This is a genomic window from Pseudomonas sp. HLT2-19-2 (assembly GCF_054898005.1).
Genome location: NZ_CM142712.1, coordinates 2,245,910 through 2,267,610, shown reverse-complemented (window position 1 = coordinate 2,267,610; position 21,701 = coordinate 2,245,910). Strand labels below are relative to the sequence as shown.

The 21,701-nt window shown below is 56.9% G+C and carries 24 protein-coding genes, 3 tRNA genes and 1 pseudogene; 11 read left to right on the top strand and 17 right to left on the bottom strand.

Going from position 1 to position 21,701, the window contains the following annotated elements:
* Window positions 1-106: 106 nt before the first annotated feature.
* The 6 genes from clpX to ACYZTU_RS10470 form a co-directional block, all read right to left on the bottom strand.
* Window positions 107-1,390, bottom strand: coding sequence for an ATP-dependent Clp protease ATP-binding subunit ClpX (gene clpX / locus ACYZTU_RS10495; protein WP_149417943.1), 1,284 nt, complete (start codon window positions 1,388-1,390; stop codon window positions 107-109).
* A gap of 112 nt (window positions 1,391-1,502) precedes the next feature.
* Entirely contained in the window at window positions 1,503-2,138 is a 636-nt protein-coding gene (clpP, locus tag ACYZTU_RS10490; RefSeq protein ID WP_461969943.1) for an ATP-dependent Clp endopeptidase proteolytic subunit ClpP, read from the bottom strand.
* 92 nt (window positions 2,139-2,230) lie between these two features.
* Window positions 2,231-3,541 carry a trigger factor gene (tig, locus tag ACYZTU_RS10485; protein WP_461969941.1) on the bottom strand — a complete coding sequence of 437 codons (1,311 nt, stop codon included), beginning with the start codon at window positions 3,539-3,541 and terminating at the stop codon, window positions 2,231-2,233.
* Between the two features lie 419 nt (window positions 3,542-3,960).
* Window positions 3,961-4,045 (bottom strand) — tRNA-Leu (locus ACYZTU_RS10480).
* A gap of 54 nt (window positions 4,046-4,099) precedes the next feature.
* Window positions 4,100-4,175, bottom strand: a tRNA-His gene (locus tag ACYZTU_RS10475).
* A gap of 40 nt (window positions 4,176-4,215) precedes the next feature.
* Window positions 4,216-4,292, bottom strand: a tRNA-Arg gene (locus ACYZTU_RS10470).
* Between the two features lie 279 nt (window positions 4,293-4,571).
* Here ACYZTU_RS10470 and folD point away from each other — a divergent pair.
* The 3 genes from folD (at window position 4,572) to ACYZTU_RS10455 (ending at window position 8,055) form a co-directional block, all read left to right on the top strand.
* Window positions 4,572-5,426 (top strand): bifunctional methylenetetrahydrofolate dehydrogenase/methenyltetrahydrofolate cyclohydrolase FolD, encoded by an 855-nt coding sequence (folD, locus tag ACYZTU_RS10465; RefSeq protein ID WP_461969939.1) that lies wholly within the window; start codon window positions 4,572-4,574, stop codon window positions 5,424-5,426.
* Window positions 5,427-5,663: 237 nt separating this feature from the next.
* Complete coding sequence (pbpG, locus tag ACYZTU_RS10460; RefSeq protein WP_461969937.1) at window positions 5,664-6,602, top strand: D-alanyl-D-alanine endopeptidase; 939 nt, start codon at window positions 5,664-5,666, stop codon at window positions 6,600-6,602.
* A gap of 115 nt (window positions 6,603-6,717) precedes the next feature.
* Window positions 6,718-8,055 carry an IS4 family transposase gene (locus ACYZTU_RS10455; RefSeq protein WP_461963881.1) on the top strand — a complete coding sequence of 446 codons (1,338 nt, stop codon included), beginning with the start codon at window positions 6,718-6,720 and terminating at the stop codon, window positions 8,053-8,055.
* Window positions 8,056-8,093: 38 nt separating this feature from the next.
* Here ACYZTU_RS10455 and ACYZTU_RS10450 read toward each other — a convergent pair whose 3' ends face one another.
* From ACYZTU_RS10450 to ACYZTU_RS10440, 3 genes and pseudogenes are all read right to left on the bottom strand, one after another.
* The gene (locus ACYZTU_RS10450) at window positions 8,094-8,309 is read right to left on the bottom strand and encodes a hypothetical protein (protein WP_461969935.1); all 216 of its coding nucleotides are present in this window, start codon (window positions 8,307-8,309) and stop codon (window positions 8,094-8,096) included.
* Between the two features lie 17 nt (window positions 8,310-8,326).
* Complete coding sequence (locus ACYZTU_RS10445; RefSeq protein ID WP_461969933.1) at window positions 8,327-8,533, bottom strand: DUF6021 family protein; 207 nt, start codon at window positions 8,531-8,533, stop codon at window positions 8,327-8,329.
* Between the two features lie 91 nt (window positions 8,534-8,624).
* Window positions 8,625-9,354: pseudogene (locus tag ACYZTU_RS10440) on the bottom strand (peptidase C39 family protein).
* 134 nt (window positions 9,355-9,488) lie between these two features.
* On the opposite strand from ACYZTU_RS10440, the gene ACYZTU_RS10435 reads away from it, so the two are divergent.
* Entirely contained in the window at window positions 9,489-9,692 is a 204-nt protein-coding gene (locus ACYZTU_RS10435; protein ID WP_461969931.1) for a hypothetical protein, read from the top strand.
* Between the two features lie 78 nt (window positions 9,693-9,770).
* Here the strand turns inward: ACYZTU_RS10435 and ACYZTU_RS10430 are convergent, their stop codons facing one another.
* Window positions 9,771-10,520: a TerC family protein gene (locus ACYZTU_RS10430; protein ID WP_461969929.1), complete on the bottom strand. Its 750-nt coding sequence runs from the start codon at window positions 10,518-10,520 to the stop codon at window positions 9,771-9,773.
* Between the two features lie 28 nt (window positions 10,521-10,548).
* Window positions 10,549-10,791 (bottom strand): hypothetical protein, encoded by a 243-nt coding sequence (locus ACYZTU_RS10425; protein ID WP_283188639.1) that lies wholly within the window; start codon window positions 10,789-10,791, stop codon window positions 10,549-10,551.
* A 135-nt stretch (window positions 10,792-10,926) separates the two neighbouring features.
* Between ACYZTU_RS10425 and nhaR the strand changes: the two genes are divergently transcribed.
* The gene (nhaR, locus tag ACYZTU_RS10420; RefSeq protein ID WP_282376458.1) at window positions 10,927-11,826 is read left to right on the top strand and encodes a transcriptional activator NhaR; all 900 of its coding nucleotides are present in this window, start codon (window positions 10,927-10,929) and stop codon (window positions 11,824-11,826) included.
* A 4-nt stretch (window positions 11,827-11,830) separates the two neighbouring features.
* Here nhaR and ACYZTU_RS10415 read toward each other — a convergent pair whose 3' ends face one another.
* Window positions 11,831-12,985: an MFS transporter gene (locus ACYZTU_RS10415; RefSeq protein ID WP_461969927.1), complete on the bottom strand. Its 1,155-nt coding sequence runs from the start codon at window positions 12,983-12,985 to the stop codon at window positions 11,831-11,833.
* A 278-nt stretch (window positions 12,986-13,263) separates the two neighbouring features.
* Here ACYZTU_RS10415 and sstT point away from each other — a divergent pair, with 278 nt between their 5' ends.
* The gene (gene sstT, locus ACYZTU_RS10410) at window positions 13,264-14,496 is read left to right on the top strand and encodes a serine/threonine transporter SstT (RefSeq protein ID WP_461969925.1); all 1,233 of its coding nucleotides are present in this window, start codon (window positions 13,264-13,266) and stop codon (window positions 14,494-14,496) included.
* Window positions 14,497-14,594: 98 nt separating this feature from the next.
* Here the strand turns inward: sstT and ACYZTU_RS10405 are convergent, their stop codons facing one another.
* On the bottom strand, window positions 14,595-15,104 hold the full coding sequence (locus ACYZTU_RS10405; RefSeq protein WP_461969924.1) for a DUF1993 domain-containing protein: 510 nt from the start codon (window positions 15,102-15,104) through the stop codon (window positions 14,595-14,597).
* A gap of 139 nt (window positions 15,105-15,243) precedes the next feature.
* Between ACYZTU_RS10405 and ACYZTU_RS10400 the strand changes: the two genes are divergently transcribed.
* Window positions 15,244-15,888: a YceH family protein gene (locus ACYZTU_RS10400; RefSeq protein WP_461969922.1), complete on the top strand. Its 645-nt coding sequence runs from the start codon at window positions 15,244-15,246 to the stop codon at window positions 15,886-15,888.
* A gap of 7 nt (window positions 15,889-15,895) precedes the next feature.
* Here the strand turns inward: ACYZTU_RS10400 and ACYZTU_RS10395 are convergent, their stop codons facing one another.
* Together ACYZTU_RS10395 and ACYZTU_RS10390 are read right to left on the bottom strand one after the other, a co-directional pair.
* Entirely contained in the window at window positions 15,896-16,414 is a 519-nt protein-coding gene (locus ACYZTU_RS10395; protein WP_461969920.1) for a cupin domain-containing protein, read from the bottom strand.
* A gap of 12 nt (window positions 16,415-16,426) precedes the next feature.
* On the bottom strand, window positions 16,427-17,281 hold the full coding sequence (locus ACYZTU_RS10390; RefSeq protein ID WP_461969918.1) for a shikimate 5-dehydrogenase: 855 nt from the start codon (window positions 17,279-17,281) through the stop codon (window positions 16,427-16,429).
* Between the two features lie 243 nt (window positions 17,282-17,524).
* Here ACYZTU_RS10390 and ACYZTU_RS10385 point away from each other — a divergent pair, with 243 nt between their 5' ends.
* From ACYZTU_RS10385 to ACYZTU_RS10375, 3 genes are all read left to right on the top strand, one after another.
* Window positions 17,525-17,890, top strand: a complete 366-nt coding sequence (locus tag ACYZTU_RS10385) for a hypothetical protein (RefSeq protein WP_461969916.1) — start codon at window positions 17,525-17,527, stop codon at window positions 17,888-17,890.
* A gap of 235 nt (window positions 17,891-18,125) precedes the next feature.
* Window positions 18,126-18,320 carry a hypothetical protein gene (locus ACYZTU_RS10380; RefSeq protein ID WP_449644003.1) on the top strand — a complete coding sequence of 65 codons (195 nt, stop codon included), beginning with the start codon at window positions 18,126-18,128 and terminating at the stop codon, window positions 18,318-18,320.
* A 100-nt stretch (window positions 18,321-18,420) separates the two neighbouring features.
* Entirely contained in the window at window positions 18,421-18,603 is a 183-nt protein-coding gene (locus ACYZTU_RS10375; RefSeq protein ID WP_449644004.1) for a hypothetical protein, read from the top strand.
* Here the strand turns inward: ACYZTU_RS10375 and ACYZTU_RS10370 are convergent.
* Complete coding sequence (locus ACYZTU_RS10370; protein WP_461969914.1) at window positions 18,600-19,661, bottom strand: AI-2E family transporter; 1,062 nt, start codon at window positions 19,659-19,661, stop codon at window positions 18,600-18,602. The genes ACYZTU_RS10375 and ACYZTU_RS10370 overlap by 4 nt on opposite strands.
* Before the next feature lie 175 nt (window positions 19,662-19,836).
* Here ACYZTU_RS10370 and trhP point away from each other — a divergent pair, with 175 nt between their 5' ends.
* Complete coding sequence (gene trhP / locus ACYZTU_RS10365) at window positions 19,837-21,162, top strand: prephenate-dependent tRNA uridine(34) hydroxylase TrhP (protein WP_461969912.1); 1,326 nt, start codon at window positions 19,837-19,839, stop codon at window positions 21,160-21,162.
* Window positions 21,163-21,418: 256 nt separating this feature from the next.
* On the opposite strand, the gene ACYZTU_RS10360 is transcribed toward trhP, so the two are convergent.
* The gene (locus ACYZTU_RS10360) at window positions 21,419-21,649 is read right to left on the bottom strand and encodes a hypothetical protein (protein ID WP_461969910.1); all 231 of its coding nucleotides are present in this window, start codon (window positions 21,647-21,649) and stop codon (window positions 21,419-21,421) included.
* Window positions 21,650-21,701: the final 52 nt, after the last annotated feature.

The window sequence follows — 21,701 nt, the reverse complement described above, 5'->3', positions numbered from 1 at the left end:
CAAGATGGGGGCTGCTTTGAAAAAAAACAAGCGCAAAGAGGGTGTTAAAAACGCTTTAAAAGAAAAGGGGCCCGAAGGCCCCTTCTTTGTTCCAGCTGCCTGACGCTTAAGCGTCTGGCGCTGCCTTGGCAGCAGGCTCACTGTTTTCGTAGATATACAGTGGCTTGGACTTGCCTTCTATAACGCTTTCGTCGATCACTACTTTACTCACCTCGGACTGCGAGGGGATTTCATACATAGTGTCGAGCAATACACCTTCGAGAATCGAACGCAGTCCACGAGCACCGGTTTTGCGTTCCAGAGCACGTTTGGCGACCGATTTCAAAGCGTCGGCCCGGAACTCCAGGTCCACACCTTCCATCTCGAACAGCTTGGCATACTGTTTGGTCAGAGCATTCTTCGGCTCGGTGAGAATCTGCATCAACGCAGCCTCATCAAGCTCGTCCAGCGTGGCAAGCACCGGCAGACGACCGACGAACTCCGGGATCAGACCGAACTTGACCAGATCGTCAGGTTCGACTTCACGCAGGGATTCACCCACCTTCTTGCCTTCTTCCTTACTGCGTACTTCCGCGTTGAAACCGATGCCGCCCTTGGTGGAACGGTTTTGAATAACCTTTTCCAGACCGGAGAATGCGCCGCCGCAGATGAACAGAATGTTACGGGTGTCAACCTGAAGGAATTCCTGCTGCGGATGCTTGCGACCACCTTGAGGTGGAACGGAAGCGACCGTGCCTTCGATCAACTTGAGCAAGGCCTGCTGCACGCCTTCACCGGAAACGTCCCGAGTGATCGACGGGTTGTCAGACTTGCGCGAGATCTTGTCGATCTCATCGATGTAGACAATGCCCATCTGGGCTTTTTCTACGTCGTAATCGCACTTCTGCAGCAGCTTCTGAATGATGTTCTCGACATCTTCACCTACGTAACCCGCCTCGGTGAGGGTGGTTGCGTCGGCGATGGTGAACGGAACGTTCAGCAAGCGGGCCAGTGTTTCGGCAAGCAGGGTTTTACCCGAGCCTGTCGGGCCGATCAGCAGGATGTTGCTCTTGCCGAGTTCGACGTCGTCACTTTTCTTGTCGCGCTGGTTCAGACGCTTGTAGTGGTTGTATACCGCTACGGCCAGAACCTTTTTCGCACGCTCCTGACCAATCACATACTGATCAAGGATGCCGCTGATTTCTTTAGGCGAAGGCAATTTATGCGCGCTGCTTTCGGCCTGGGCTTCCTGCACCTCCTCACGGATGATGTCATTGCACAGGTCGACGCACTCGTCGCAAATAAAGACCGAGGGGCCGGCAATCAACTTACGCACTTCATGCTGGCTTTTGCCACAGAAGGAGCAATAGAGCAGCTTGCCGTTGTCCTCGCCGTTGCGGGTGTCAGTCATTCGTTCGATCCAAATCCGATAGGCTTGCAACACAAGATGAAGGCTATTGCGGGCTTTTTCAAGCCCGCTGGTGATCGGAGCAGCCGACCACCCCTATTTTGAGCTGCTTATTTTAAGCGGGGCGCTGGGTGATCACTTCATCGATCAACCCATATTCGCGTGCGGCTTCTGCACTCATGAAGTTATCGCGGTTGGTATCACGCTCGATCTCTTCAAGAGTGTGCCCGCTATGCTTGGCCATCAGCGTGTTGAGACGCTCACGAATGAAGAGGATTTCCTTGGCATGGATTTCGATATCCGACGCCTGCCCCTGGAAACCGCCCAGTGGCTGGTGAATCATCACGCGTGAGTTCGGCAAGCAGAAACGCTTGCCAGGAGCACCGGCTGTCAGTAGAAAAGCGCCCATGCTGCACGCCTGACCGATACAGGTGGTCGACACGTTGGGTTTGATGAACTGCATGGTGTCGTAGATCGACATGCCCGCTGTCACCGAACCGCCCGGGGAGTTGATATAGAGATGGATGTCCTTGTCCGGGTTTTCCGCTTCAAGGAACAGCAGTTGCGCACAGATCAGGTTGGCCATGTAGTCCTCTACCGGGCCAACCAGAAAGATCACTCGCTCCTTGAGAAGGCGCGAGTAAATGTCGTAGGCGCGCTCGCCACGAGCGGACTGCTCGACAACCATCGGGACCAGGCCGCCTGCGGCCTGGATATCAGAGTTCTGCTGAATATACGAATTACGGAACATGCTCTGCAGTCACTCCCAAATAGTTATGTCTTGAATACGCATAAGCCAGCACGAAGGCTGGCTTATGTGTGTACTTCTTACCGCAAAAACGATCAGTCGGCTTGTGGAGCTTCTACCGGCTTGACCGCTTCTTCGTAAGAGACCGATTTGTCGGTCACGCTAGCTTTCTGCAGAACAGTATCCACAACTTGCTCTTCCAGCACAACCGAACGAACTTCGTTCAGTTGCTGGTCGTTCTTGTAGTACCAAGACACAACCTGCTCAGGCTCTTGGTAAGCCGAAGCCATTTCCTGAATCATTTCACGAACGCGGGCGTCGTCAGGCTTGAGGTCGAACTGCTTGACCACTTCAGCCACGATCAGACCCAGCACAACGCGGCGCTTGGCTTGTTCTTCGAACAGCTCGGCCGGCAGCTGGTCAGGCTTGATGTTGCCGCCAAACTGCTGAACAGCCTGCACGCGCAGACGGTCAACTTCGTTCGACAGCAGAGCCTTAGGCACTTCGATCGGGTTGGTGGCCAGCAGACCGTCCATTACCTGATTCTTGACTTTGGATTTGATCGCCTGACGCAGTTCACGCTCCATGTTCTTGCGAACTTCGGTGCGGAAGCCTTCCAGACCCGTTTCCTTGATACCGAATTGAGCGAAGAATTCTTCGGTCAGCTCTGGCAGTTTTGGCTCGGAAACAGTGTTCACGGTAACGGTGAACTCAGCGGTTTTACCGGCCAGGTCGAGGTTCTGATAGTCCTCTGGGAAGGTCAGGTTCAGAACGCGCTCTTCGCCGGCTTTAGCGCCAACAAGACCGTCTTCAAAACCAGGGATCATGCGACCTGAACCCAGAACCAGCTGAGTACCTTTGGCGGAACCGCCAGCGAACACTTCGCCGTCAACCTTGCCAACGAAATCGATATTCAGTTGGTCTTCGTTTTGAGCAGCGCGATCGGCGGCTTCGAAACGGGTGTTCTGCTTGCGCAGGACTTCCAGCATTTTGTCCAGATCGGCATCAGCCACGTCAGCGCTCAGGCGCTCGACAGTGATACCTTCGAAACCAGCAACGGTGAACTCAGGGAACACTTCGAAGATTGCGACGTATTCCAGATCTTTGCCGGCTTCCATCGATTTAGGCTCGATCGAAGGAGCGCCAGCCGGGTTCAGCTTCTGCTCGACAACAGCTTCGTAGAACGAAGACTGGATCACATCGCCCACGGCTTCCTGACGTGCATCAGCACCAAAACGGCGCTTGATTTCACTCATTGGCACTTTGCCTGGACGGAAGCCAGCAATCTTGGCCTTTTGGGCAGTCTGCTGCAGACGCTTGTTGATCTGAGTCTCGATGCGCTCCGCCGGCACGGTGATGCTCATGCGGCGCTCAAGAGCAGAAGTATTTTCAACAGAAACTTGCATGGATATTCCTCGTTGCACAGACGTTAGCCGGCCGTTTCCGACCCCAGAATCAAGGGCATGCATTCTAGTAGGTCAAACTCAAGAAGTCACCCTACTGAAAACGGGTAAAAAAGCAGCAGGCAATTTATAGGCGGGGACAAACGGTTGTGCCTCGCCCTGTAAGCAAATACAACCAATCATGCCAGGGCTCTGCACCAATCCTTCTATATATAGAAGACACCGGCAATCCATCCCTGACAGTCGACCCCCGAGGGGACCAACGGACGAATCAGTATCATCGAGAAACAAATCCGACGACCCGACCCGCCCTCTCGACCCAGACCCTGCGGTCGTTTTTAAAATTCAGATTTCTAAAACAAAAACGGCGCAGCCCTTTTCAGGTGCTGCGCCGTTTTCTGCTATTAAATAGCTACTTGTAATGGTGCGGACGGAGAGACTCGAACTCTCACACCTTGCGGCGCTGGAACCTAAATCCAGTGTGTCTACCAATTCCACCACATCCGCATCAAGCTTTTAAAGCAAAGGCGCCAGACTGTTAATCTGGCGCCTTTCTAAATATGGGGTGGACGAAGGGGATCGAACCCTCGACAACGGGAGTCACAATCCCGTGCTCTACCAACTGAGCTACGCCCACCATATTGCCATGTTGCGTTACTTGTGCCAAAGCTGCCTAATGGCGCACCCGGCAGGACTCGAACCTGCGACCATCCGCTTAGAAGGCGGATGCTCTATCCAGCTGAGCTACGGGCGCCTTGTTAATCTGTATTCTTGGACGATTACAAACTAAGTGCTTTCAGTCTGACCGAATTAAACATCAACTCTGCTTGACCTTCTTAACCAGTGCTAGGCTGTGCCCGACAAGTGCGACGAATGTTATAGGTGACCCTGAGGGTCGTCAACTCTTTTTTATAAAAAATTCATTTAATTAAAGGGGTTAGGGGAATTTGCAGACCAAGCGCCTTTGCCCTTACCTCATGACATGCGAGAATGCGTTCTCTTTTTTTCCCCTCTCGATGGTTAATCACGCGCAATGACTGCACAACTAATCGACGGCAAATCGATCGCCGCCAGCCTGCGCCAGCAGATCGCCAAACGCGTCAATGAGCGTCGCCAGCAAGGCCTGCGCACGCCCGGCCTCGCGGTGATCCTGGTCGGCAGCGATCCTGCCTCTCAGGTTTATGTCTCGCACAAGCGTAAAGACTGTGAAGAGGTCGGCTTCATTTCTCAAGCCTATGACCTGCCCTCCGAAACCACTCAAGAAGCGCTGACTGATCTGATTGATCGTTTGAACGACGATCCAGTGATTGATGGCGTTCTGCTGCAGCTTCCATTACCTGAACACCTGGACGCCTCCAAATTGCTGGAGCGCATTCGTCCAGACAAAGACGTCGACGGTTTCCACCCTTATAACGTCGGCCGCCTGGCCCAGCGTATTCCGCTGCTGCGTCCGTGCACCCCTAAAGGCATCATGACGTTGCTGGAAAGCACCGGTGTCGATCTTTACGGGATGGACGCCGTGGTTGTCGGGGCCTCCAACATTGTTGGCCGCCCGATGGCGATGGAATTGCTACTGGCCGGCTGCACCGTGACTGTCACCCACCGTTTCACCAAAGATCTGGCGGGCCATGTCGGCCGTGCCGACCTGGTGGTGGTCGCCGCCGGCAAGCCGGGGCTGGTCAAGGGGGAATGGATCAAGGAAGGCGCGATCGTGATCGACGTCGGCATCAACCGACAGGAAGACGGCAAACTGGTCGGTGACGTGATCTACGAAACCGCCCTGCCCCGCGCCGGCTGGATCACTCCAGTCCCGGGTGGCGTTGGCCCGATGACTCGTGCCTGCCTGCTTGAAAATACGCTGTATGCAGCCGAAACCCTGCACGGCTGAATCACTGTTTTTACAGCCGCGGCAAACAAAAGAACCTCGCCAATGGCGGGGTTCTTTTTGCCTGACCAAAAACCCCTACCACTCGCCGGAAACTCCCCTTTAGCGCAGGTTTTCAAGGTCTTTCACCTGATCTTCGAACAACCATCGACAGTTCTTCAGCCATACTCCTAAAATGCGTCAACTTGAAGAAACAACCCGTTACAGAACGGCTAATCCACACCTAATGAGTCTGCCAGCGTGAAAATCCGTCTTTCCATCCTGAGCCTATTTTTTGCATTTACAGGGACGTTCATCACGCCAATGGCCAACGCCGCCGAAACAACCTCGGCGCCCCGCGACACCTCACAACTCAAGATCGCTTCCGGCAGCGCATTGCTGATGGATATGCAGACCAACAAAGTCATCTATGCCAGCAACCCTGACGTGGTTGTCCCGATCGCTTCCGTCAGCAAACTGATGACTGGCCTGATCGTGGTCGAAGCCAATCAGAACATGGACGAATACCTTTCCATCAACATCAGCGACACGCCGGAAATGAAAGGCGTGTTTTCCCGAGTCAAACTCAAAAGCGAATTGCCGCGCCGGGAAATGCTGCTGATTGCCCTGATGTCCTCGGAAAATCGCGCTGCCGCGAGCCTTGCCCATCACTACCGCGGCGGTTATGTCGCGTTCATTGCAGCGATGAATGCCAAAGCCAAGGCACTGGGCATGACCAGCACCCACTTCGTCGAACCGACCGGTCTCTCCCCTCGCAACGTGTCCACCGCCCGCGACCTGAGCAAACTGTTGGTTGCCGCGCACAAGCATCCACTATTGACTGAGCTGAGCACGACCAAGGAAAAAACCGTCTCGTTCCGCAAACCCAATTACAGCCTGGGTTTCCGTAATACCGACCATCTGGTCAGAAAGCCGAACTGGGACATCAAACTGACGAAAACCGGATTCACCAATGAGGCCGGTCACTGTCTGGTGCTGGTTACCAGCATGGGTAATCGCCAGGTTGCGCTGGTGATTCTTGATGCTTTCGGCAAGTACACACACTTTGCCGATGCCAGCCGTATTCGCAGCTGGGTGGAAACCGGCAAGGGCACGAACGTGCCGTCTGTAGCCCTGCAGTACAAATCCGACAAGAACCTCAAACATCGTCAGAGTGGCGTAGTTGAAGCGTCGAAGTAATTAAGCGACAGAAAAAAAAGCCCCGATCATTCGGCAATGCTGTTCACTTAAGGATTGTTGACTAATTCTCAGACAGCAGGAAAATCCGGAATCTGATAAAGATTCCGGATTTTTTATGTCTGTTGCTCAGGATTTAAGCGCTGTTCTGGACTTCGCTGAACAGCCACTCTCACGCCTTGAGGTGTTCACCGATCACATTCCTCAGGATTGGATCACCGCTGCGGCCGCTCTGGCGGACAAAGCGACTATCCGACGTCGACGCCTGCCTTCGGACATGGTCCTTTGGCTGGTAGTGGGGATGGCGCTTTTCAGAGGAGAGCCAATAGTTGAGGTCGCTCGCCGACTCAATATCTGTGCCGACGGCCTTGCCAATGAAGTGCTTTTGGCCAAAAGCGGCCTGTCTCAGGCGCGCCAGCGCCTGGGTAACCAGCCCGTGGCCTGGCTGTTTCAGCAGTGCGCCAATACCTGGGGATACGAGCGCTACCCGCAAGACGACTGGCACGGCCTTCAGGTTTTTGCCGTCGACGGTGCCTTGTTTCGAACCCCGGAAACGTCATCATTGCGCGAACATTTTGGCTCCGGCAATACCTCCTCCGAGCGTCAAACTCCCTATCCGGTGCTGCGCCTTGTTGCGCTGATGAACGCCCGCTCTCACATCATCGCCAATGCGGCTATCAGCCCTTACCGCAAGGGCGAAATCCCGCTGGCCAAGGACTTCGTCGAGACCATACCCAATCATTCGGTGACACTGCTGGACAAAGGTTTTTTCAGTGCAGACTTGTTGTTGAGCATCCAAAGTACTGAGAGAAACCGGCATTGGATGATCCCGGAGCGCAAAGGTACGGTTCGTACAGAGATTGAACACTACGGCGATGGTGATTACCTGGTACAGATGAAAGTCTCGCCGCAGGCACGCAAGAAGAACCCACTTTTGCCTGAGTACTGGCAAGTACGGGCCGTCACCTATGAAGTCGAAGGGAAAGAAAAAACCGTCTTCACCTCGCTGCCGGCCTCACACTTCAGCGCCGAACAGATCGCCAGCCTTTATCACGAGCGATGGGAAATAGAGCTGGGCTTCAGGGATATCAAAAGCTCGATGCAAGACAATGCCTTGACCCTGCGCAGCAAGACCGTGGATCTGGTGTATCAAGAGTTGTGGGGACTCTTACTGGCTTACAACGTGGTACGTCGGGAAGCCAGTCAGGCGGCGGTTGCTCACAAGCGAGCGCCGAGCGAAGTGAGTTTCAAGTTTGCCTGTCGGCACATCGCCAGCCATCTCGTCGTCATGGCTGGAGCAGTGTCGCCGTCACACACACCCAGACGCCTGGAGGAGCTTCGCGGTAGCGTCGGTGTGCTTTTCATAACAAAACGCCCCAGACCGGCGAGGCCCAGGGCGGTGAAGATGTCAAAAACCCGGTATCCGGTTAACCGCAAAGCTGCTCCGCTTAAGTGAACAGCATTGCGATCATTCGGGGCTTGTTCCGTGTTGCGTTAATCATTGGGCAGTGGCATCTGATCGTCGCCCGGAATGCCGTCCCCGGCACTCGGGTCTTTCCAGCCCCGTGGATGTTCCGTCGTCACTACCACAGGTCTGGCCAGAGGATCCCGTAAGGGACTGTCCGGATCCAACACGGGATCGATGTCGTTTTCAGGGGTGGTTGGAACGCTGTCCGGACGTTTGTCGTTGAAACTCGAATCAGTAGACATACGCACCTCACTAAGGCTCAGGGTTTCAGATCGGCGAGTGGATCGTAAGGCTTCGCAGGCACCTTGGGATTGTCGCCCGGCTTCACATCCCTGGGGGCCTTGGCGGGTCCGATGGGGTCGACCTGAGGATCGGCGAGGTCCGGTGAGTCGGGATCGAACCCCAACTCATCGCCCGACGAATGCTCGGACGAGTGCGGGCCGACGGGGGTATTGGAATGTGCCATGGGCGCCTCCTGGTCACAGCCCGTAGAAATCCGGGCCCTATACCTTAGAAGTCGGCAACGTGCAGAGGTGCCCGACAGATGACGAACGGACTTATTGTGCGCTCAGCGCTTTTTTCGCCCTGGCTGCCGCTTGCTCCTGACCTGCCTGGGCAAGATCGCTCGCAGCCTTGAGCCATCGCTGTTGATCGACATTGGTCGGCAGCTGATTTGGCTTCTGAATCAGCACGGCCCAGCCACCGGCATCCTTGAGCGCCGATTCAAACGAACCGAAACCCATCAACTCCCGACGATTCATGCCCGAACGCAGCAGCACGGTGCGCTTTTGGCGATTGTACCCGGCAAGAATGGCGTAACGGGGTTCAGCCCAGAACGCCGAGCCTTCAGTAAAGCGCACCATCACCGGATATCCAGCCGCGACCTGGGTCAACAGCGCTGGCAGGTTGCTGTCGAGGGGATAGACGACCATGCCGTACTCGCGAGCGAGGTTCTGCATGCTCTGCTGCAACTGGGCTTCGGCACCCGGCAAATGCAACGGCTTTTCGAGCAAACCTGGGGTAATCACAATGCCTTGTTGGGACAACAGGCTGGCCAGCACCTGCGGCCCGCTTTGATTCGCCACGCCACGGTAGAACGTGCCACTGAGTTCGACACGCTCCGGCAAACGCTTGATTTCAGGCGCCACACTCCCCGCGCAGCCGGCCAGGCCTGCAACGCAGCCAACGACCAGCACTAAAGATCGAATTCGAGAAAATACCCGCACCATCATCACTCTCTTGATTTGGACGCCAGGCATTTGCGCTCCCGGCTTGGGCGTCGATCATAGGACGCCGAGCGGCGGCGGTATAGCCTTAACCGGCAGATGATTGCATTCGATAGAGCGAACTGATTGGTGACAGCCGACCTTTGGTCAATAGCCTGAAACACAGCAGCGACTAGACTGTCATTTGCAAAGAGTATGTGCCCGCAGCAGGGCGAAGAGGAGGCACTGATGAGCCTGGCAATGACCATTGTGATGTTGATTTCTGGCTGGCTGGCCGTTGCCGCCGCCATGTTATGGGGGGTCTTGCGAATTACCCGTCGGCACCATCACCACCCTGCTCAATCGGCGCCGGTGGTGAAAACGGATGAAACTACTGCACACCACGCCAGCGCGCACTGACTGGCACTTTTTTTAACAGCAAAAAAAACGGCCGCCTGCCCTCTTTCGAGCGCAGGCGGCCGTTTCGTTTATCGCCCGTTAAGCTTCAGTAGCTACACGCTTTTGCTTTGACCGCCGCGACATCATGTTCAAACCCTCGATCGTCGCCGAGAACGCCATGGCCGCGTAGACGTAGCCTTTCGGTACGTGGGCGCCGAAGCCTTCGGCGATCAGCGTCATGCCGATCATGATCAGGAAGCCCAGCGCCAGCATGACCACTGTCGGGTTGTCGTTGATGAACTTGGCCAAAGGATCAGCCGCCAGCAACATCACCAGCACCGACACCACCACCGCGATGATCATGATCGGCAGATGCTCGGTCATGCCGACAGCGGTAATGATGCTGTCGATGGAGAACACCATGTCCAGCATCAGGATCTGACCGATGGCGGCAGCGAAGCCAAGCGTCACGGCCGAAGTAGCCGACTTCGGATCATCCGGTGCCGGGTCCATGCTGTGATGGATCTCGGTGGTCGCCTTCCACAACAGGAACAGGCCACCGGCGACCAGGATCATGTCTTTCCAGGAGAACGCATGGCCGAAGATATCGATCACCGGCTCGGTCAGCTGGACGATGAACGCGATGGTGCTCAACAGCGCCAGTCGCAGGATCAGCGCCATGCCGATGCCGATGCGCCGCGCCTTCTGCCGATGCTGCTCGGGCAGCTTGTTGGTCAGGATCGAAATGAAGATCAGGTTATCGATGCCGAGCACGATCTCCATGACGATCAACGTGGCCAGGGCGACCCAGGCGGTAGGGCTTGCAGCAAGTTCTAAAAGGTATTCCATGGGTCAGTCCTGACTCGTTTTAAACGGTTTAGATTTCCTGGGACGAAGATTCGGTTTTGTCTTTATCTTCGTTTGATGATTCTTTCTTGCTGATCAGGCCGCCGGTGGCGTCGCTGATTGCTTGCTCGGCGGCTTTGTGGGTGTCATCGATCGCTTGCTTGGCGGTTTCGGCAGCCTTGCCCATCAATTGCTGAGCGCTTTTCTCGGCCTGGTCACAACCGGCCAATACCAGTAAAGACGTAATCAACAGTGCCGTGGTTTTAAGCTTCATGATGCTTTCCTCGATAGAACAAACCGAACCGAAACGATGGCCCGTTGATAGCGAGGCATTCTAGGGAGGCAAACACTTCAGGAAAATTCGTATTTTTAGCGGTTATACTTCGGTTTTAACGAACTGTAGATCGATATGCTCAATTATCGGCAATTGCATTACTTCTGGGTAGTGGCCAAAACCGGCAGCATCGTGCGCGCCTGCGAGCAGCTGAACCTGACGCCACAGACCATCAGCGGGCAGATTTCCCTGCTCGAACAGACCTATGGCATCGAGCTGTTTCGCCGGGTCGGCCGACAGCTTGAGCTGACGGAAGCTGGACGTCAGACCCTGCCCTACGCCGAGCAAATGTTTCAGCTGGGAGGTGAACTGGAGTTGATGTTGCGAGCGCAGCCCAATGAGCAGCAGATTCTGTTTCGGGTGGGTGTGGCCGACGTGGTACCCAAATCCATCGTCTATCGGCTGATTGCGCCGACCATGGAATTGAGTGAGCCGCTACGCATCACCTGTCGTGAAGACAAACTCGAACGCCTGCTCGCCGACCTGGCGATCCAGCGCCTGGATCTGGTCATCTCCGACAGCCCGATGCCATCGCACCTGGACATCAAGGGCTACAGCCAGAAACTCGGGGAATGCGGGATCAGCTTCTTTGCCACCGCTGAATTGGCGGCGCGCTACGGTCAGGACTTCCCCCGCAGCCTGCACGGCGCACCCCTATTGATTCCCGGGCCAGAGACCGTGGTGCGCAGTCGCTTGCAGCGCTGGTTTGCCGAGCAGCAGATCCAGCCGCGCATCGTCGGCGAGTTCGACGACAGCGCCTTGATGCAGGCTTTCGGTCAATCCGGCAGCGGGATTTTCATCGGCCCAAGCGTGATTGCCGATGAAGTGAAGCGCCAATACGGCGTGGAGTTGATTGGCCAGACCGACGCGGTCACCGAATCGTTCTACGCCATTTCGGTGGAACGCAAGGTCAAGCACCCCGGCATTGTTGCCATTACCGAAGGTGCCCGACGCGAGCTGTTCACCGAGCTTTGAAGTGTCAGGCGCAGACTTCGCGGGGTTTGAAGGTCATCAGCGCGATTGCCAAGAGGATCGAGACAAGGATAAAACCGGCGGCCGCAAACCCAAGGCCTCCCAGGCCAACGCTGTCGATCACTCGCCCGCCCACCATCGCGCCCAAGCCGATTCCCAAGTTGGCCCCGGCGATGTTCAGCGACGCAGCAAAGGCCGGCGCTTCGGGCGCAGCCTTCATCAAACGCACATGACTGACCAGGAACAACGCCGCCTGAGTCACGCCCCAGATCCCCATCGCCGCTGCCAGGCCCAGCGGCGAATGAATGTTCGGCACCAGCGCCACCATGCCGGCGATCATGAACGCGCAGAACATCATTGAGGCGATCAACGGATGACGATCCACCGCGCGGCCACCCAGTGAGTTGCCGATCAACCCGACCGCGCCGAAGCCCATCAGGCACCAACCGACCACCGTGCCGTTGAAACCGGCCAAGCGCTCAAGAATGTCCGCCAGGTAGGTGTAAGCGGTGAACATGCCGCTGAACACCAGGATCGACAGCAGCACATGCCCCACCATCAGCGGGCTGCGCAGGATCTTTAACTGCGAGCGGAAACTCACTTGATGCTGATGCAGATTGGTTTTCGGCAGGTAGATAAATAGCAGCAACGCCTTGGCAAACGCGATCACCGCCAGAATGCCAAAGGCACTGCGCCAGCCGAATGCATCGGAGATCAGTGTGCCCACAGGAATGCCGAACACCGTGGCGCAAACAATGCCAAAACCGATCTTGGCGATGGCGCGGCCGGCATAGTCCGGGCCGACAATGCCCACCGCCGTCTCACTGGCCAGCGCCCAGAACACCGGCAATCCCAGCGCCGGAATCAACCGGGCAATGGCCATTACCCAAATGTTCGGCGCAAACGCCGCGAGGGTGTTGGCAAGACCGAACATGATCAGCACCGAGATGAACAACTTGCGGCGCTCGAACCGGGCGAAATACGCGGTCAGGAACGGCCCGAATGCGGCGACCGTGAAGGCGAACAAGGTCACCAGCAAACCCGCTTGGGGGACGCTGACGTCAAGGTCTCGAGCGATGGCCGGCAACAGGCCGACGATGATGAATTCCGTGGTCAGCACCGTGAAACCGGCAGCAGACAACAGAAGGATGGGCAACAACATGCAGAACTCCAGAAAACGACGACACCAGCGATAGCCCGAAGGCCCACTGGCATGACTTGAAAATGAGGATGGCGAATCTTAACAGAGTGTTTCCAATCAGGGTTGCACGAACCTGCCAATCTCGTTGGCCCCACGGGCGGCAGATCGTCACAGGTCTGAAGGATAAAGGCCACTGTGATAAAGTCCGCGCCCTGCGATATGTACACCCTATTCATCGGCCATTGATTGGCATTGATGTCGCGATACCCCGCACCTAAAAAAATCAGAGATGCCGTTTTATGACCGTTTCATCCCCTTCGCTATGGTTACGCCTGAAACGCTTAAGCCTGGTCACACAAATCATCATCGGCCTGATCGCCGGGATTGCCCTGGCGTTGTTCGCGCCGGAGGTGGCGAAGTCCACTGCGTTCATCGGCAAAGTCTTCGTATCGGCACTGAAAGCGGTCGCGCCGATTCTGGTGTTCGTGCTGGTCATGGCGTCTATCGCCAACCATAAGCACGGCCAGGAAACCCACATCCGGCCGATTCTGTTTCTGTATCTGCTGGGGACTTTTGCGGCGGCGGTGGTGGCCGTTGTCGCCAGTACGTTGTTCCCGTCGAGCCTGGTATTGGCGACTCACGACGTTGCGGTCACCGCGCCGGGCGGTATCAGTGAAGTGTTGCAAAGTCTGTTGCTGAGTGTGGTCGACAACCCGGTCAGCGCGCTGATGAATGCCAACTTCATCGGCATTCTGGCGTGGGCGATTGGTATGGGCGTTGCCATTCGCCATGCCGGTGACACGACGCGCGAAGTGCTGGGCGACCTGTCCAATGGCGTGACCCTGATCGTGCGTTTAGTGATTCGTTTCGCGCCGCTGGGCATTTTCGGCCTGGTGGCTTCTACCCTCGCCACCTCCGGTTTCGGCGCCTTGATCGGCTACGTGCATCTGCTGGCGGTGCTGCTGGGCTGCATGCTGTTCGTGGCGCTGGTGATGAACCCGGTGATCGTGTTCTGGAAACTGCGTCGCAACCCGTATCCGCTGGTGCTGATGTGCCTGCGGGAAAGTGGCATCACCGCGTTTTTCACCCGCAGTTCGGCGGCGAACATTCCGGTCAATCTGGCATTGAGCAAGCGCCTGGGCCTGCACGAAGACACTTACTCGGTTTCGATTCCGCTCGGCGCGACCATCAACATGGCCGGCGCGGCGATCACCATTACCGTGCTGACCCTGGCAGCCGTGCATACTTTGGGCATCGCCGTGGACATTCCGACGGCCATCCTGCTGAGCGTCGTGGCAGCGATTTGTGCCTGTGGCGCTTCGGGTGTGGCTGGCGGCTCGTTACTGCTGATTCCATTGGCGTGCAGCCTGTTTGGCATTCCAAGTGAAATCGCCATGCAAGTGGTGGCGGTCGGTTTCATCATCGGTGTGTTGCAGGACTCGGCGGAAACCGCCCTGAACTCCTCCACCGACGTATTGTTCACGGCGGCGGCGTGCCTGGGTGAAGACGAGAAAGCCCAGCGTCTGGCCTAAACCCGCTCCCAGAGGATCAGCGGTGCAGATGAAAAATGCTTAGCTGTAAAAAAGCCCCCGCAACTCAGGCTGCGGGGGCTTTTTATTGCCTGAGCGGTTTAGAACGCGCCCATGTAATCGCGCTTGCCCACTTCCACACCGTTGTGACGCAGCAGTGCGTAAGTGGTGGTGATGTGGAAGAAGAATTGCGGCAGGCCGTAGCTCAGCAGGTAAGTCTGGCCGGTGAAGCGCTTCTCTTTCGGCGTGCCCTGACGAGTGATGATTTCGATGCCTTCCTTGCCGTCGATTTGTTCTGGTTTGATCTCACCGATGAAGGCCAGCACCTTGGCGATCAACGCTTGCAGCTCGACGAAGGTGGTTTCGGTGTCGTCGTATTTTGGCAGTTCAACTTCGGCCAGACGCGCGGAAACGCCCTTGGCGAAATCAACGGCGATCTGCACCTGACGTACCAGCGGGAACATGTCCGGGTACAGACGGGCTTGCAATAAAGCGTTTGGGTCGATGTTCTTGGCGGTGGCGTGGGCTTCGGCCTTGTTCAAAACGTCGCTCAGGGCGTTGAGCATTTGTTTGAAAACCGGGACGGAAGCGGCGTACAGGGAAATAGTCATGGCAGTCTCGTGTTGTGACAGGAGGGAAACGTGGGCCGATTATAGCCATCCCCGCCCCTCCTGCGGCTTGTCTTTTATCCTGCAAGGATTACGCTAGGCGGCTTCGACTGCATGCTTCGACTGCATAGGGAAAAGCGCGATGAGCACTGAGCAAGAAACGACCTTCGACGAGCCGCGACTTAACAGCACGGAAATCCGCATTCTGGGTTCGTTGATCGAAAAACAGGCCACCAGCCCGGAAACCTATCCACTGACCCTCAATGCGCTGGTGATTGCCTGCAACCAGAAAACCAGCCGCGAGCCGGTGATGAACCTTACCCAGGGTCAGGTCGGCCAGAGTCTGCGCGCCCTCGAAGGACGCGGTTTTACCAAATTGGTGATGGGCAGTCGTGCCGATCGCTGGGAACATAAAGTCGACAAGGCGCTGGAACTGGTGCCGGCGCAGGTCATTCTTGCGGGGCTGCTGTTCCTGCGCGGCCCCCAAACGGTCAATGAACTGCTGACCCGCAGCGGCCGCATGCATGACTTCGAAGACGCCGAACAGGTCGTGCATCAACTGGAACGCTTGATTGCTCGAGGTCTGGCGCTGTTGATTGCGCGCCAGGCCGGTCAGCGTGAAGACCGCTACATGCACGCCTTGGGCGACCCGGCGGACATCGAAGTGATCCTGGCGGCACGGCAGAACCCGGTCGAACGTGGCACGGGCGGCGTATCGGTTGAGCGGATCGAAGAACTTGAAACGCGGATTGCGGCGCTGGAAGAGCGTCTGGCCCGCCTCGAATAACCCTGCGCTACTCGCCGTCCCAATAATCCACACCGTCAGCCGGCCGGGCGACGGCGACGAAGCCCGAGGCATTGCCTTCGGCGTCGACCTTGAAGTCGTCCATCACCACGTACTTGCCAGAATCCGGGTACTCGCAAATCTCGGGTGATTGCTGGGTGCTGACCGCCAGGTAGCGCAGCTCACCGTTGCTGGTGTTGATGATCTGGTGTGCGGTTTCAGGGCCGCCCGGCGGGCAGGCAATGACATCCCCGGCGCGAACGGGAAAGCGTTCGGCACCCAAGCGAATCTCCCCTTCCCCGGCCACGATGTAAAACATCTCTTCGTTAACCCGATGACTGTGAAACGGGCTGCCACGCATCCCCGGTTCCAGCGCGTACAGGCGACAACCCAATTTCTGCGCGCCGAGTTGCTGGCCGATGCGCGCCTGTCGTTGTTGATAGCGGCCGGCGGTGTCTCCCGTAGGGGCAAACGCTTCGGGCAGCGCCTCAAGTTCGGCTTGATCCAGATTAAGAATGGCAGGATGCATGAATAACCTCGGTCACGGTTTCGCTTGCTGGGCAGCAGGATAGCCAAGGCTACTGCGGGCAAATTCCACTGCGTTGTGAAACTGCACATCGGTCGGCCGCACGCCGGTGTACAGCACGAACTGCTCCAGCGCCTGGATCGCGATCACTTCCAGCCCGGTGATCACTCGCTTGCCTTCAGCACGAGCGCGCACAATCAACGGTGTTTCCGAGGGGACTGCCACTACATCGAAGACAGTCTCGGCAGCAGCGATGGTTTCAGCATCGAACGCCAGCTGATCGACCTCGGGACCGCCGGACATGCCAATCGGTGTGACGTTGATCAGCATCTGCTTGCGCTTCGAGCCCAGCTCCGCTTGCCATTGATAGCCCAGCGATTCGGCCAGCGCACGTCCGGCACGCTCGTTACGGGCAACGATCAGGCCATTTTTGTAGCCACCATCGCGCAAGGCACTGGCCACAGCCTTGGCCATGCCGCCGCTGCCGCGCAGGGCAAAGGACGATTCCTTCGGCACCTCGTGGGTTTCAAGCAACTGGGCGATCGCGATGTAGTCGGTGTTGTAAGCCTTGAGATGGCCGTCAGTGTTGACGATGGTGTTGATCGATTGAATGGCCGCAGCGGAGGGGGCCAGTTCGTCGACCAGCGCAATGCACGCCTCCTTGAACGGCATCGACACGCCGCAACCACGAATCCCCAAGGCGCGAATGCCGCCAACGGCGCCTGGAAGATCCTGGCTGCTGAAGGCCTTGTAGTAAAAATTCAGGTCCAGTTGCTCATACAGATGATTGTGAAACCGCAGGCCAAAATTGCCGGGGCGCCCGGAAAGCGACATGCACAGCTGGGTATCTCTGTTGGGGTTCATCTGCATGAATATCTCCTTCAATAGCACTTTCAGATAGACGGGATTAGCCATTCCATCGGGTCTGATCGATCATAACGGCGTGTCTGCGCGCAGCATCACTGGACCGTAAAGATGCTAGTACAGACCTTACACAAAATTTACCCAACGGCTGTGCTGATTTAAAAAAAACGCTGTCTTAGAAGTATCCCCGCGACAATCCTTGGGTCTATTGCAGACGCAAGCGCCGGGTCGAAGAACCGAGGAGTTTTCATGATCCGTAAAATCCCCACAGTGGCCTTGCTGATCGGTGCTTTTGCTATCGCAGGGCAGGCAGAAGCTGGCGGCGGTCACGGTTGGCAAGGTCCGGCGGTGTTTGGTGCGATCATCGGCTCGGCCATCGTCGGTTCGGCCATCATCAACAGCAACCGCCCGGTCTATGTACAGCAACCGGTGTACGCTCAGCCTCAGCCGGTTTACATACAACAACCTCCACCGGTTTATTACCAGCCGGCCCCGGTCTACGTGCAACAACCGGTCTATTACGGCCCGCCACCGGTTTACTATGGTCCGCCACGTGGTTACTACGGTCCACCGCGTGGTTACTACGGCCACCCCCACGGTTATGACCGCTGGTAACAGAATCATAGGCCCCGCCTCATCAGCGGGGCCTTTTTTTGCGACCGTCTGTCGGTAGAGGTCTGGATAAATCTCGCCAAGGTCGCTGTCGGGACAGTCTTTGCGGTTCAAGTTGGCAAGATTGACTCGCCACCCTTCCCCCATTTTGGGGAAAGCGGTCATATTTATGTCATGTCAGGTCCGCACTCTGGGATCTGTCCGCTAACAACAGATTGATAAAAACAAGGACGACCTCATGCCCACGCAAAATCCGCACCGCATTGTCGGCTTGTGCACTTCCAGCAAGGTGTACAACACACTGACCGAACTCAAGCACCTGGAAGGCCATCGCAGCGCCAAGTTTCTTTCGCTGCTCGCAGAAAACCTGGTGCGAAAAGGCCTGCTCAACGAGCAGGAAGTGGTCCATATGCTGGATCTGGTGGTCGACTGAACCGATAATTCATTGGCGTCAATGACGACTATCGAAAGCGTTGATTGTCCGTTCAAGTGTCCGGTCCGTAAGGTAGCTCCATAGATTGATGGAGGTACTTATGTCCCAGGTTCAGATCATGTCCGTTATCGGCAGCGCCGTTCCCGCACCGCTCAGAGAGCTGGGATTGCTCGCCTGTTGGTATCTGGTGCAGGACGGCGAACCGATCAGCGGCCCGCTCACCTCGCTGCCGGCCGCCCAGGCATTGTCGCAACGTATCGGCCAAGGCCAACTCAGCGTTTAAGGCAACTGCACCCGCGGCTTGGTTTCCATGAAGATTGACCAGCTCGACATAAACAGCGCGGCGATCAGCGGCCCGATTACAAAACCATTGAGGCCGAAGACCGCCAGACCGCCAAGGGTCGAGATAAGGATCAGATAGTCCGGCATCTTTGTATCCTTGCCCACCAGGATCGGTCGCAGTACGTTATCCACCAGACCGATCACAAAAACCCCGAACAGCCCCAGCACCACGCCCTGCCAGATCGCCCCGGCGAACAGGAAAAACGCCGCCACCGGTGCCCAGACGATCCCCGCCCCCACCGCTGGCAACAGGGATAGAAACGCCATCAATACCGCCCAGAGCAACGCGCTCGGGACGTCCAGAAACCAGAAAATCAACCCCCCCAACGCGCCTTGCGTGATTGCCACCAGCAGGTTGCCCTTCACTGTCGCCCGCACCACGCGATTGAACTTCAGTTGCAAGCGACGTTTCTGGTGCTCCTGCAGCGGCACAGCGGCGCGAACTTTTCGCGCCAGTTCGGCACCGTCCCGCAGAAAGAAGAACAGCAGGTAGAGCATGATGAAAAAACCCACCACGAATTCGAACGTACCCTGACCAAAACTGAAGGCTTTGTTGGCGATGAACTCATTGCCTGTCACTGCACTCTTGATGATCTTCTCCCGCAACCCATCCAGCTCGCCAACCCCGGCCCGATCGAGCACATGCTGAAAGTACGGCGGCAGGCTGTGTTTGAAATGCGTCAAATACCCGGCGATGTCCAGTTCGCCACTTTCGATGCTCTTGTACAGCGCGGCCCCTTCTTGAACCAGCAAGATACTAAGGATGATCACCGGCAGGATCGCGATCACCATGCAGATGCTCAGGGTGAGCAGCGCCGTCAAGTTGCGCTCCCAGCCGAACTTCAGTTGCAGTCGACGTTGCAGGGGCGCGAAGAGGATGCCGAGGATGACCGCCCAGAACACCGCACCGTAAAACGGCAGCAAGATCCAGATGAAAGCGGCGGTGACCAGTCCCAGTAAAATCGCCAGTGATTTGTTTTGCAGTGTCTTTTCGTTCATGTCCGATCCGTGTCAGTCCGCGGGGCGCAGGCTCTTGTACTGAAGAGCCGTCCTGATGCTTAGTCCGCCACGGTTCGCGCGAGTGCCATCCGTTTGTTCATCAAGCATAGATCCAGATCAATGAATCTTTGGGGCAAGCCGCTTATTCTCGGCGGCTTTTGTGACCGACACTGCCATGACCCTGCTCCCCCCGGAACTGCTCGCCCCCGCGGGCACCCTGAAAAACATGCGTTATGCCTTCGCCTATGGCGCCGATGCGGTGTACGCCGGCCAGCCGCGTTACAGCCTGCGGGTGCGCAATAACGAATTCGATCACGCCAATCTCGCCCTCGGCATTCACGAGGCCCAGGCTCAGGGCAAGCGCTTTTATGTGGTAGTGAACATCGCCCCGCACAACGCCAAACTGAAAACCTTCCTCAAAGACCTGGCGCCGGTAATTGCCATGGCGCCGGACGCGCTGATCATGTCCGACCCGGGTCTGATCATGCTGGTCCGCCGGCATTATCCGCAGATGCCGATTCACTTGTCGGTGCAGGCCAACACGGTGAACTGGGCCAGTGTCGAGTTCTGGCAGCAACAAGGCTTGAGCCGGATCATCCTGTCGCGGGAACTGTCCCTGGAAGAAATCGCCGAGATCCGCGAGCAGGTTCCGGCGATGGCGCTGGAGGTGTTTGTCCACGGCGCCTTGTGCATGGCCTATTCCGGTCGCTGCCTGTTGTCGGGCTATATGAACAAGCGCGACGCCAACCAGGGCAGCTGCACCAACGCCTGTCGCTGGAAGTATTCGGCGCAGCAGGCCACGGAAAATCAGCTGGGCGAGATCGTTCAGACTTTCCAGCCTGAACCGACCCTGGGCATAGGCGCCCCGACCGATCAGGTGTTCCTGCTGCAGGAAGCCAACCGCCCCGACGAACTAATGCCGGCCTTTGAAGATGAACACGGCACCTACATCATGAATGCCAAGGATCTGCGCGCGGTGCAGCACGTCGAGCGACTGACACAGATGGGTGTGCACTCGTTGAAAATCGAGGGCCGGACCAAATCCCACTTTTATTGCGCGCGGACCACTCAGGTTTATCGCCGGGCGATCGACGACGCGGTGGCCGGTCGCGAGTTCGACCGCAGCCTGATGACGGATCTGGAATCCCTCGCTCAGCGCGGCTACACCGAAGGTTTTCTGCGGCGGCATGTGCATGACGAATACCAGAACTACCAGCACGGCAGTTCGGTGTCGGAGCGGCAGCAGTTTGTCGGCGAGCTGACTGGTGAGCGGCGTGACGGGATGGCGGAAGTCAAGGTGAAGAATCGATTTGGCCTGGGTGATCACATGGAACTGATGACGCCCAAGGGCAACTTCCAATTCGACTTGAATCAGTTGCAAAACGTCAAAGGCGAGCCGATCGAGGTGGCGCCGGGGGATGGGCACACGGTGTATCTGCCGATTCCGGATGCGGTGGATTTGGGGTTTGGGTTGTTGATGCGGGATGTGGGCGCAGTTTAGATTCATGTGCAACTGGCGCTGGTTGTGTTGGTCAGTGTGTTCACCTTGAATCTGGAGCAGCGGAAAAGTTGGCGGCGTGAGAACCGAAAAAAATGTCCAAAATTACTGGACCAGTTCAAGCCAGCTCCCACAGGGTCTGTGGCGATCACATTATTCTCATCCGACTCAAAACCTGTGGGAGCGGGCTTGCCGGCGATGAACGATGACGCGGTTGAACTGCACGGCATAAAAACCCGGCGCACTGGCCGGGTTCTGTTTATCGCCTGTCATCGGATAGCGGTGTCGGCTCATCTGCCGGAGGAACGTCATCGGCCGCTTCAGGATCCATCCAGTCTTCAGGTCGGTCTGCGTCAGCCTCAGCCGGGTCCAGCGAAGGGTCCATGCCGGGGGGCGCGTCGTGATCCAGGGTCGGCTCGTCGGTGCCGGGCATGGGTTTGGTAGGGTCGGTATTGGGCGTTCCACCCTGGAACATCGAGTCGTTAGCCATGACGCACCTCACTGATGAGGTCCAGCAAATCTGGGCCGTATTCGTTGGAAGC

What these genes read in the sequence shown, in the direction of transcription:
- clpX (WP_149417943.1), bottom strand. Translation starts at nt 1,390, where the DNA reads ATGACTGACACCCGCAACGGCGAGGACAACGGCAAGCTGCTCTATTGC.
- clpP (WP_461969943.1), bottom strand. Translation starts at nt 2,138, where the DNA reads ATGTTCCGTAATTCGTATATTCAGCAGAACTCTGATATCCAGGCCGCA.
- tig (WP_461969941.1), bottom strand. Translation starts at nt 3,541, where the DNA reads ATGCAAGTTTCTGTTGAAAATACTTCTGCTCTTGAGCGCCGCATGAGC.
- folD (WP_461969939.1), top strand. Translation starts at nt 4,572, where the DNA reads ATGACTGCACAACTAATCGACGGCAAATCGATCGCCGCCAGCCTGCGC.
- ACYZTU_RS10455 (WP_461963881.1), top strand. Translation starts at nt 6,718, where the DNA reads ATGTCTGTTGCTCAGGATTTAAGCGCTGTTCTGGACTTCGCTGAACAG.
- ACYZTU_RS10450 (WP_461969935.1), bottom strand. Translation starts at nt 8,309, where the DNA reads ATGTCTACTGATTCGAGTTTCAACGACAAACGTCCGGACAGCGTTCCA.
- ACYZTU_RS10445 (WP_461969933.1), bottom strand. Translation starts at nt 8,533, where the DNA reads ATGGCACATTCCAATACCCCCGTCGGCCCGCACTCGTCCGAGCATTCG.
- ACYZTU_RS10435 (WP_461969931.1), top strand. Translation starts at nt 9,489, where the DNA reads ATGTGCCCGCAGCAGGGCGAAGAGGAGGCACTGATGAGCCTGGCAATG.
- ACYZTU_RS10430 (WP_461969929.1), bottom strand. Translation starts at nt 10,520, where the DNA reads ATGGAATACCTTTTAGAACTTGCTGCAAGCCCTACCGCCTGGGTCGCC.
- ACYZTU_RS10425 (WP_283188639.1), bottom strand. Translation starts at nt 10,791, where the DNA reads ATGAAGCTTAAAACCACGGCACTGTTGATTACGTCTTTACTGGTATTG.
- nhaR (WP_282376458.1), top strand. Translation starts at nt 10,927, where the DNA reads ATGCTCAATTATCGGCAATTGCATTACTTCTGGGTAGTGGCCAAAACC.
- ACYZTU_RS10415 (WP_461969927.1), bottom strand. Translation starts at nt 12,985, where the DNA reads ATGTTGTTGCCCATCCTTCTGTTGTCTGCTGCCGGTTTCACGGTGCTG.
- sstT (WP_461969925.1), top strand. Translation starts at nt 13,264, where the DNA reads ATGACCGTTTCATCCCCTTCGCTATGGTTACGCCTGAAACGCTTAAGC.
- ACYZTU_RS10405 (WP_461969924.1), bottom strand. Translation starts at nt 15,104, where the DNA reads ATGACTATTTCCCTGTACGCCGCTTCCGTCCCGGTTTTCAAACAAATG.
- ACYZTU_RS10400 (WP_461969922.1), top strand. Translation starts at nt 15,244, where the DNA reads ATGAGCACTGAGCAAGAAACGACCTTCGACGAGCCGCGACTTAACAGC.
- ACYZTU_RS10395 (WP_461969920.1), bottom strand. Translation starts at nt 16,414, where the DNA reads ATGCATCCTGCCATTCTTAATCTGGATCAAGCCGAACTTGAGGCGCTG.
- ACYZTU_RS10390 (WP_461969918.1), bottom strand. Translation starts at nt 17,281, where the DNA reads ATGCAGATGAACCCCAACAGAGATACCCAGCTGTGCATGTCGCTTTCC.
- ACYZTU_RS10385 (WP_461969916.1), top strand. Translation starts at nt 17,525, where the DNA reads ATGATCCGTAAAATCCCCACAGTGGCCTTGCTGATCGGTGCTTTTGCT.
- ACYZTU_RS10380 (WP_449644003.1), top strand. Translation starts at nt 18,126, where the DNA reads ATGCCCACGCAAAATCCGCACCGCATTGTCGGCTTGTGCACTTCCAGC.
- ACYZTU_RS10375 (WP_449644004.1), top strand. Translation starts at nt 18,421, where the DNA reads ATGTCCCAGGTTCAGATCATGTCCGTTATCGGCAGCGCCGTTCCCGCA.
- ACYZTU_RS10370 (WP_461969914.1), bottom strand. Translation starts at nt 19,661, where the DNA reads ATGAACGAAAAGACACTGCAAAACAAATCACTGGCGATTTTACTGGGA.
- trhP (WP_461969912.1), top strand. Translation starts at nt 19,837, where the DNA reads ATGACCCTGCTCCCCCCGGAACTGCTCGCCCCCGCGGGCACCCTGAAA.
- ACYZTU_RS10360 (WP_461969910.1), bottom strand. Translation starts at nt 21,649, where the DNA reads ATGGCTAACGACTCGATGTTCCAGGGTGGAACGCCCAATACCGACCCT.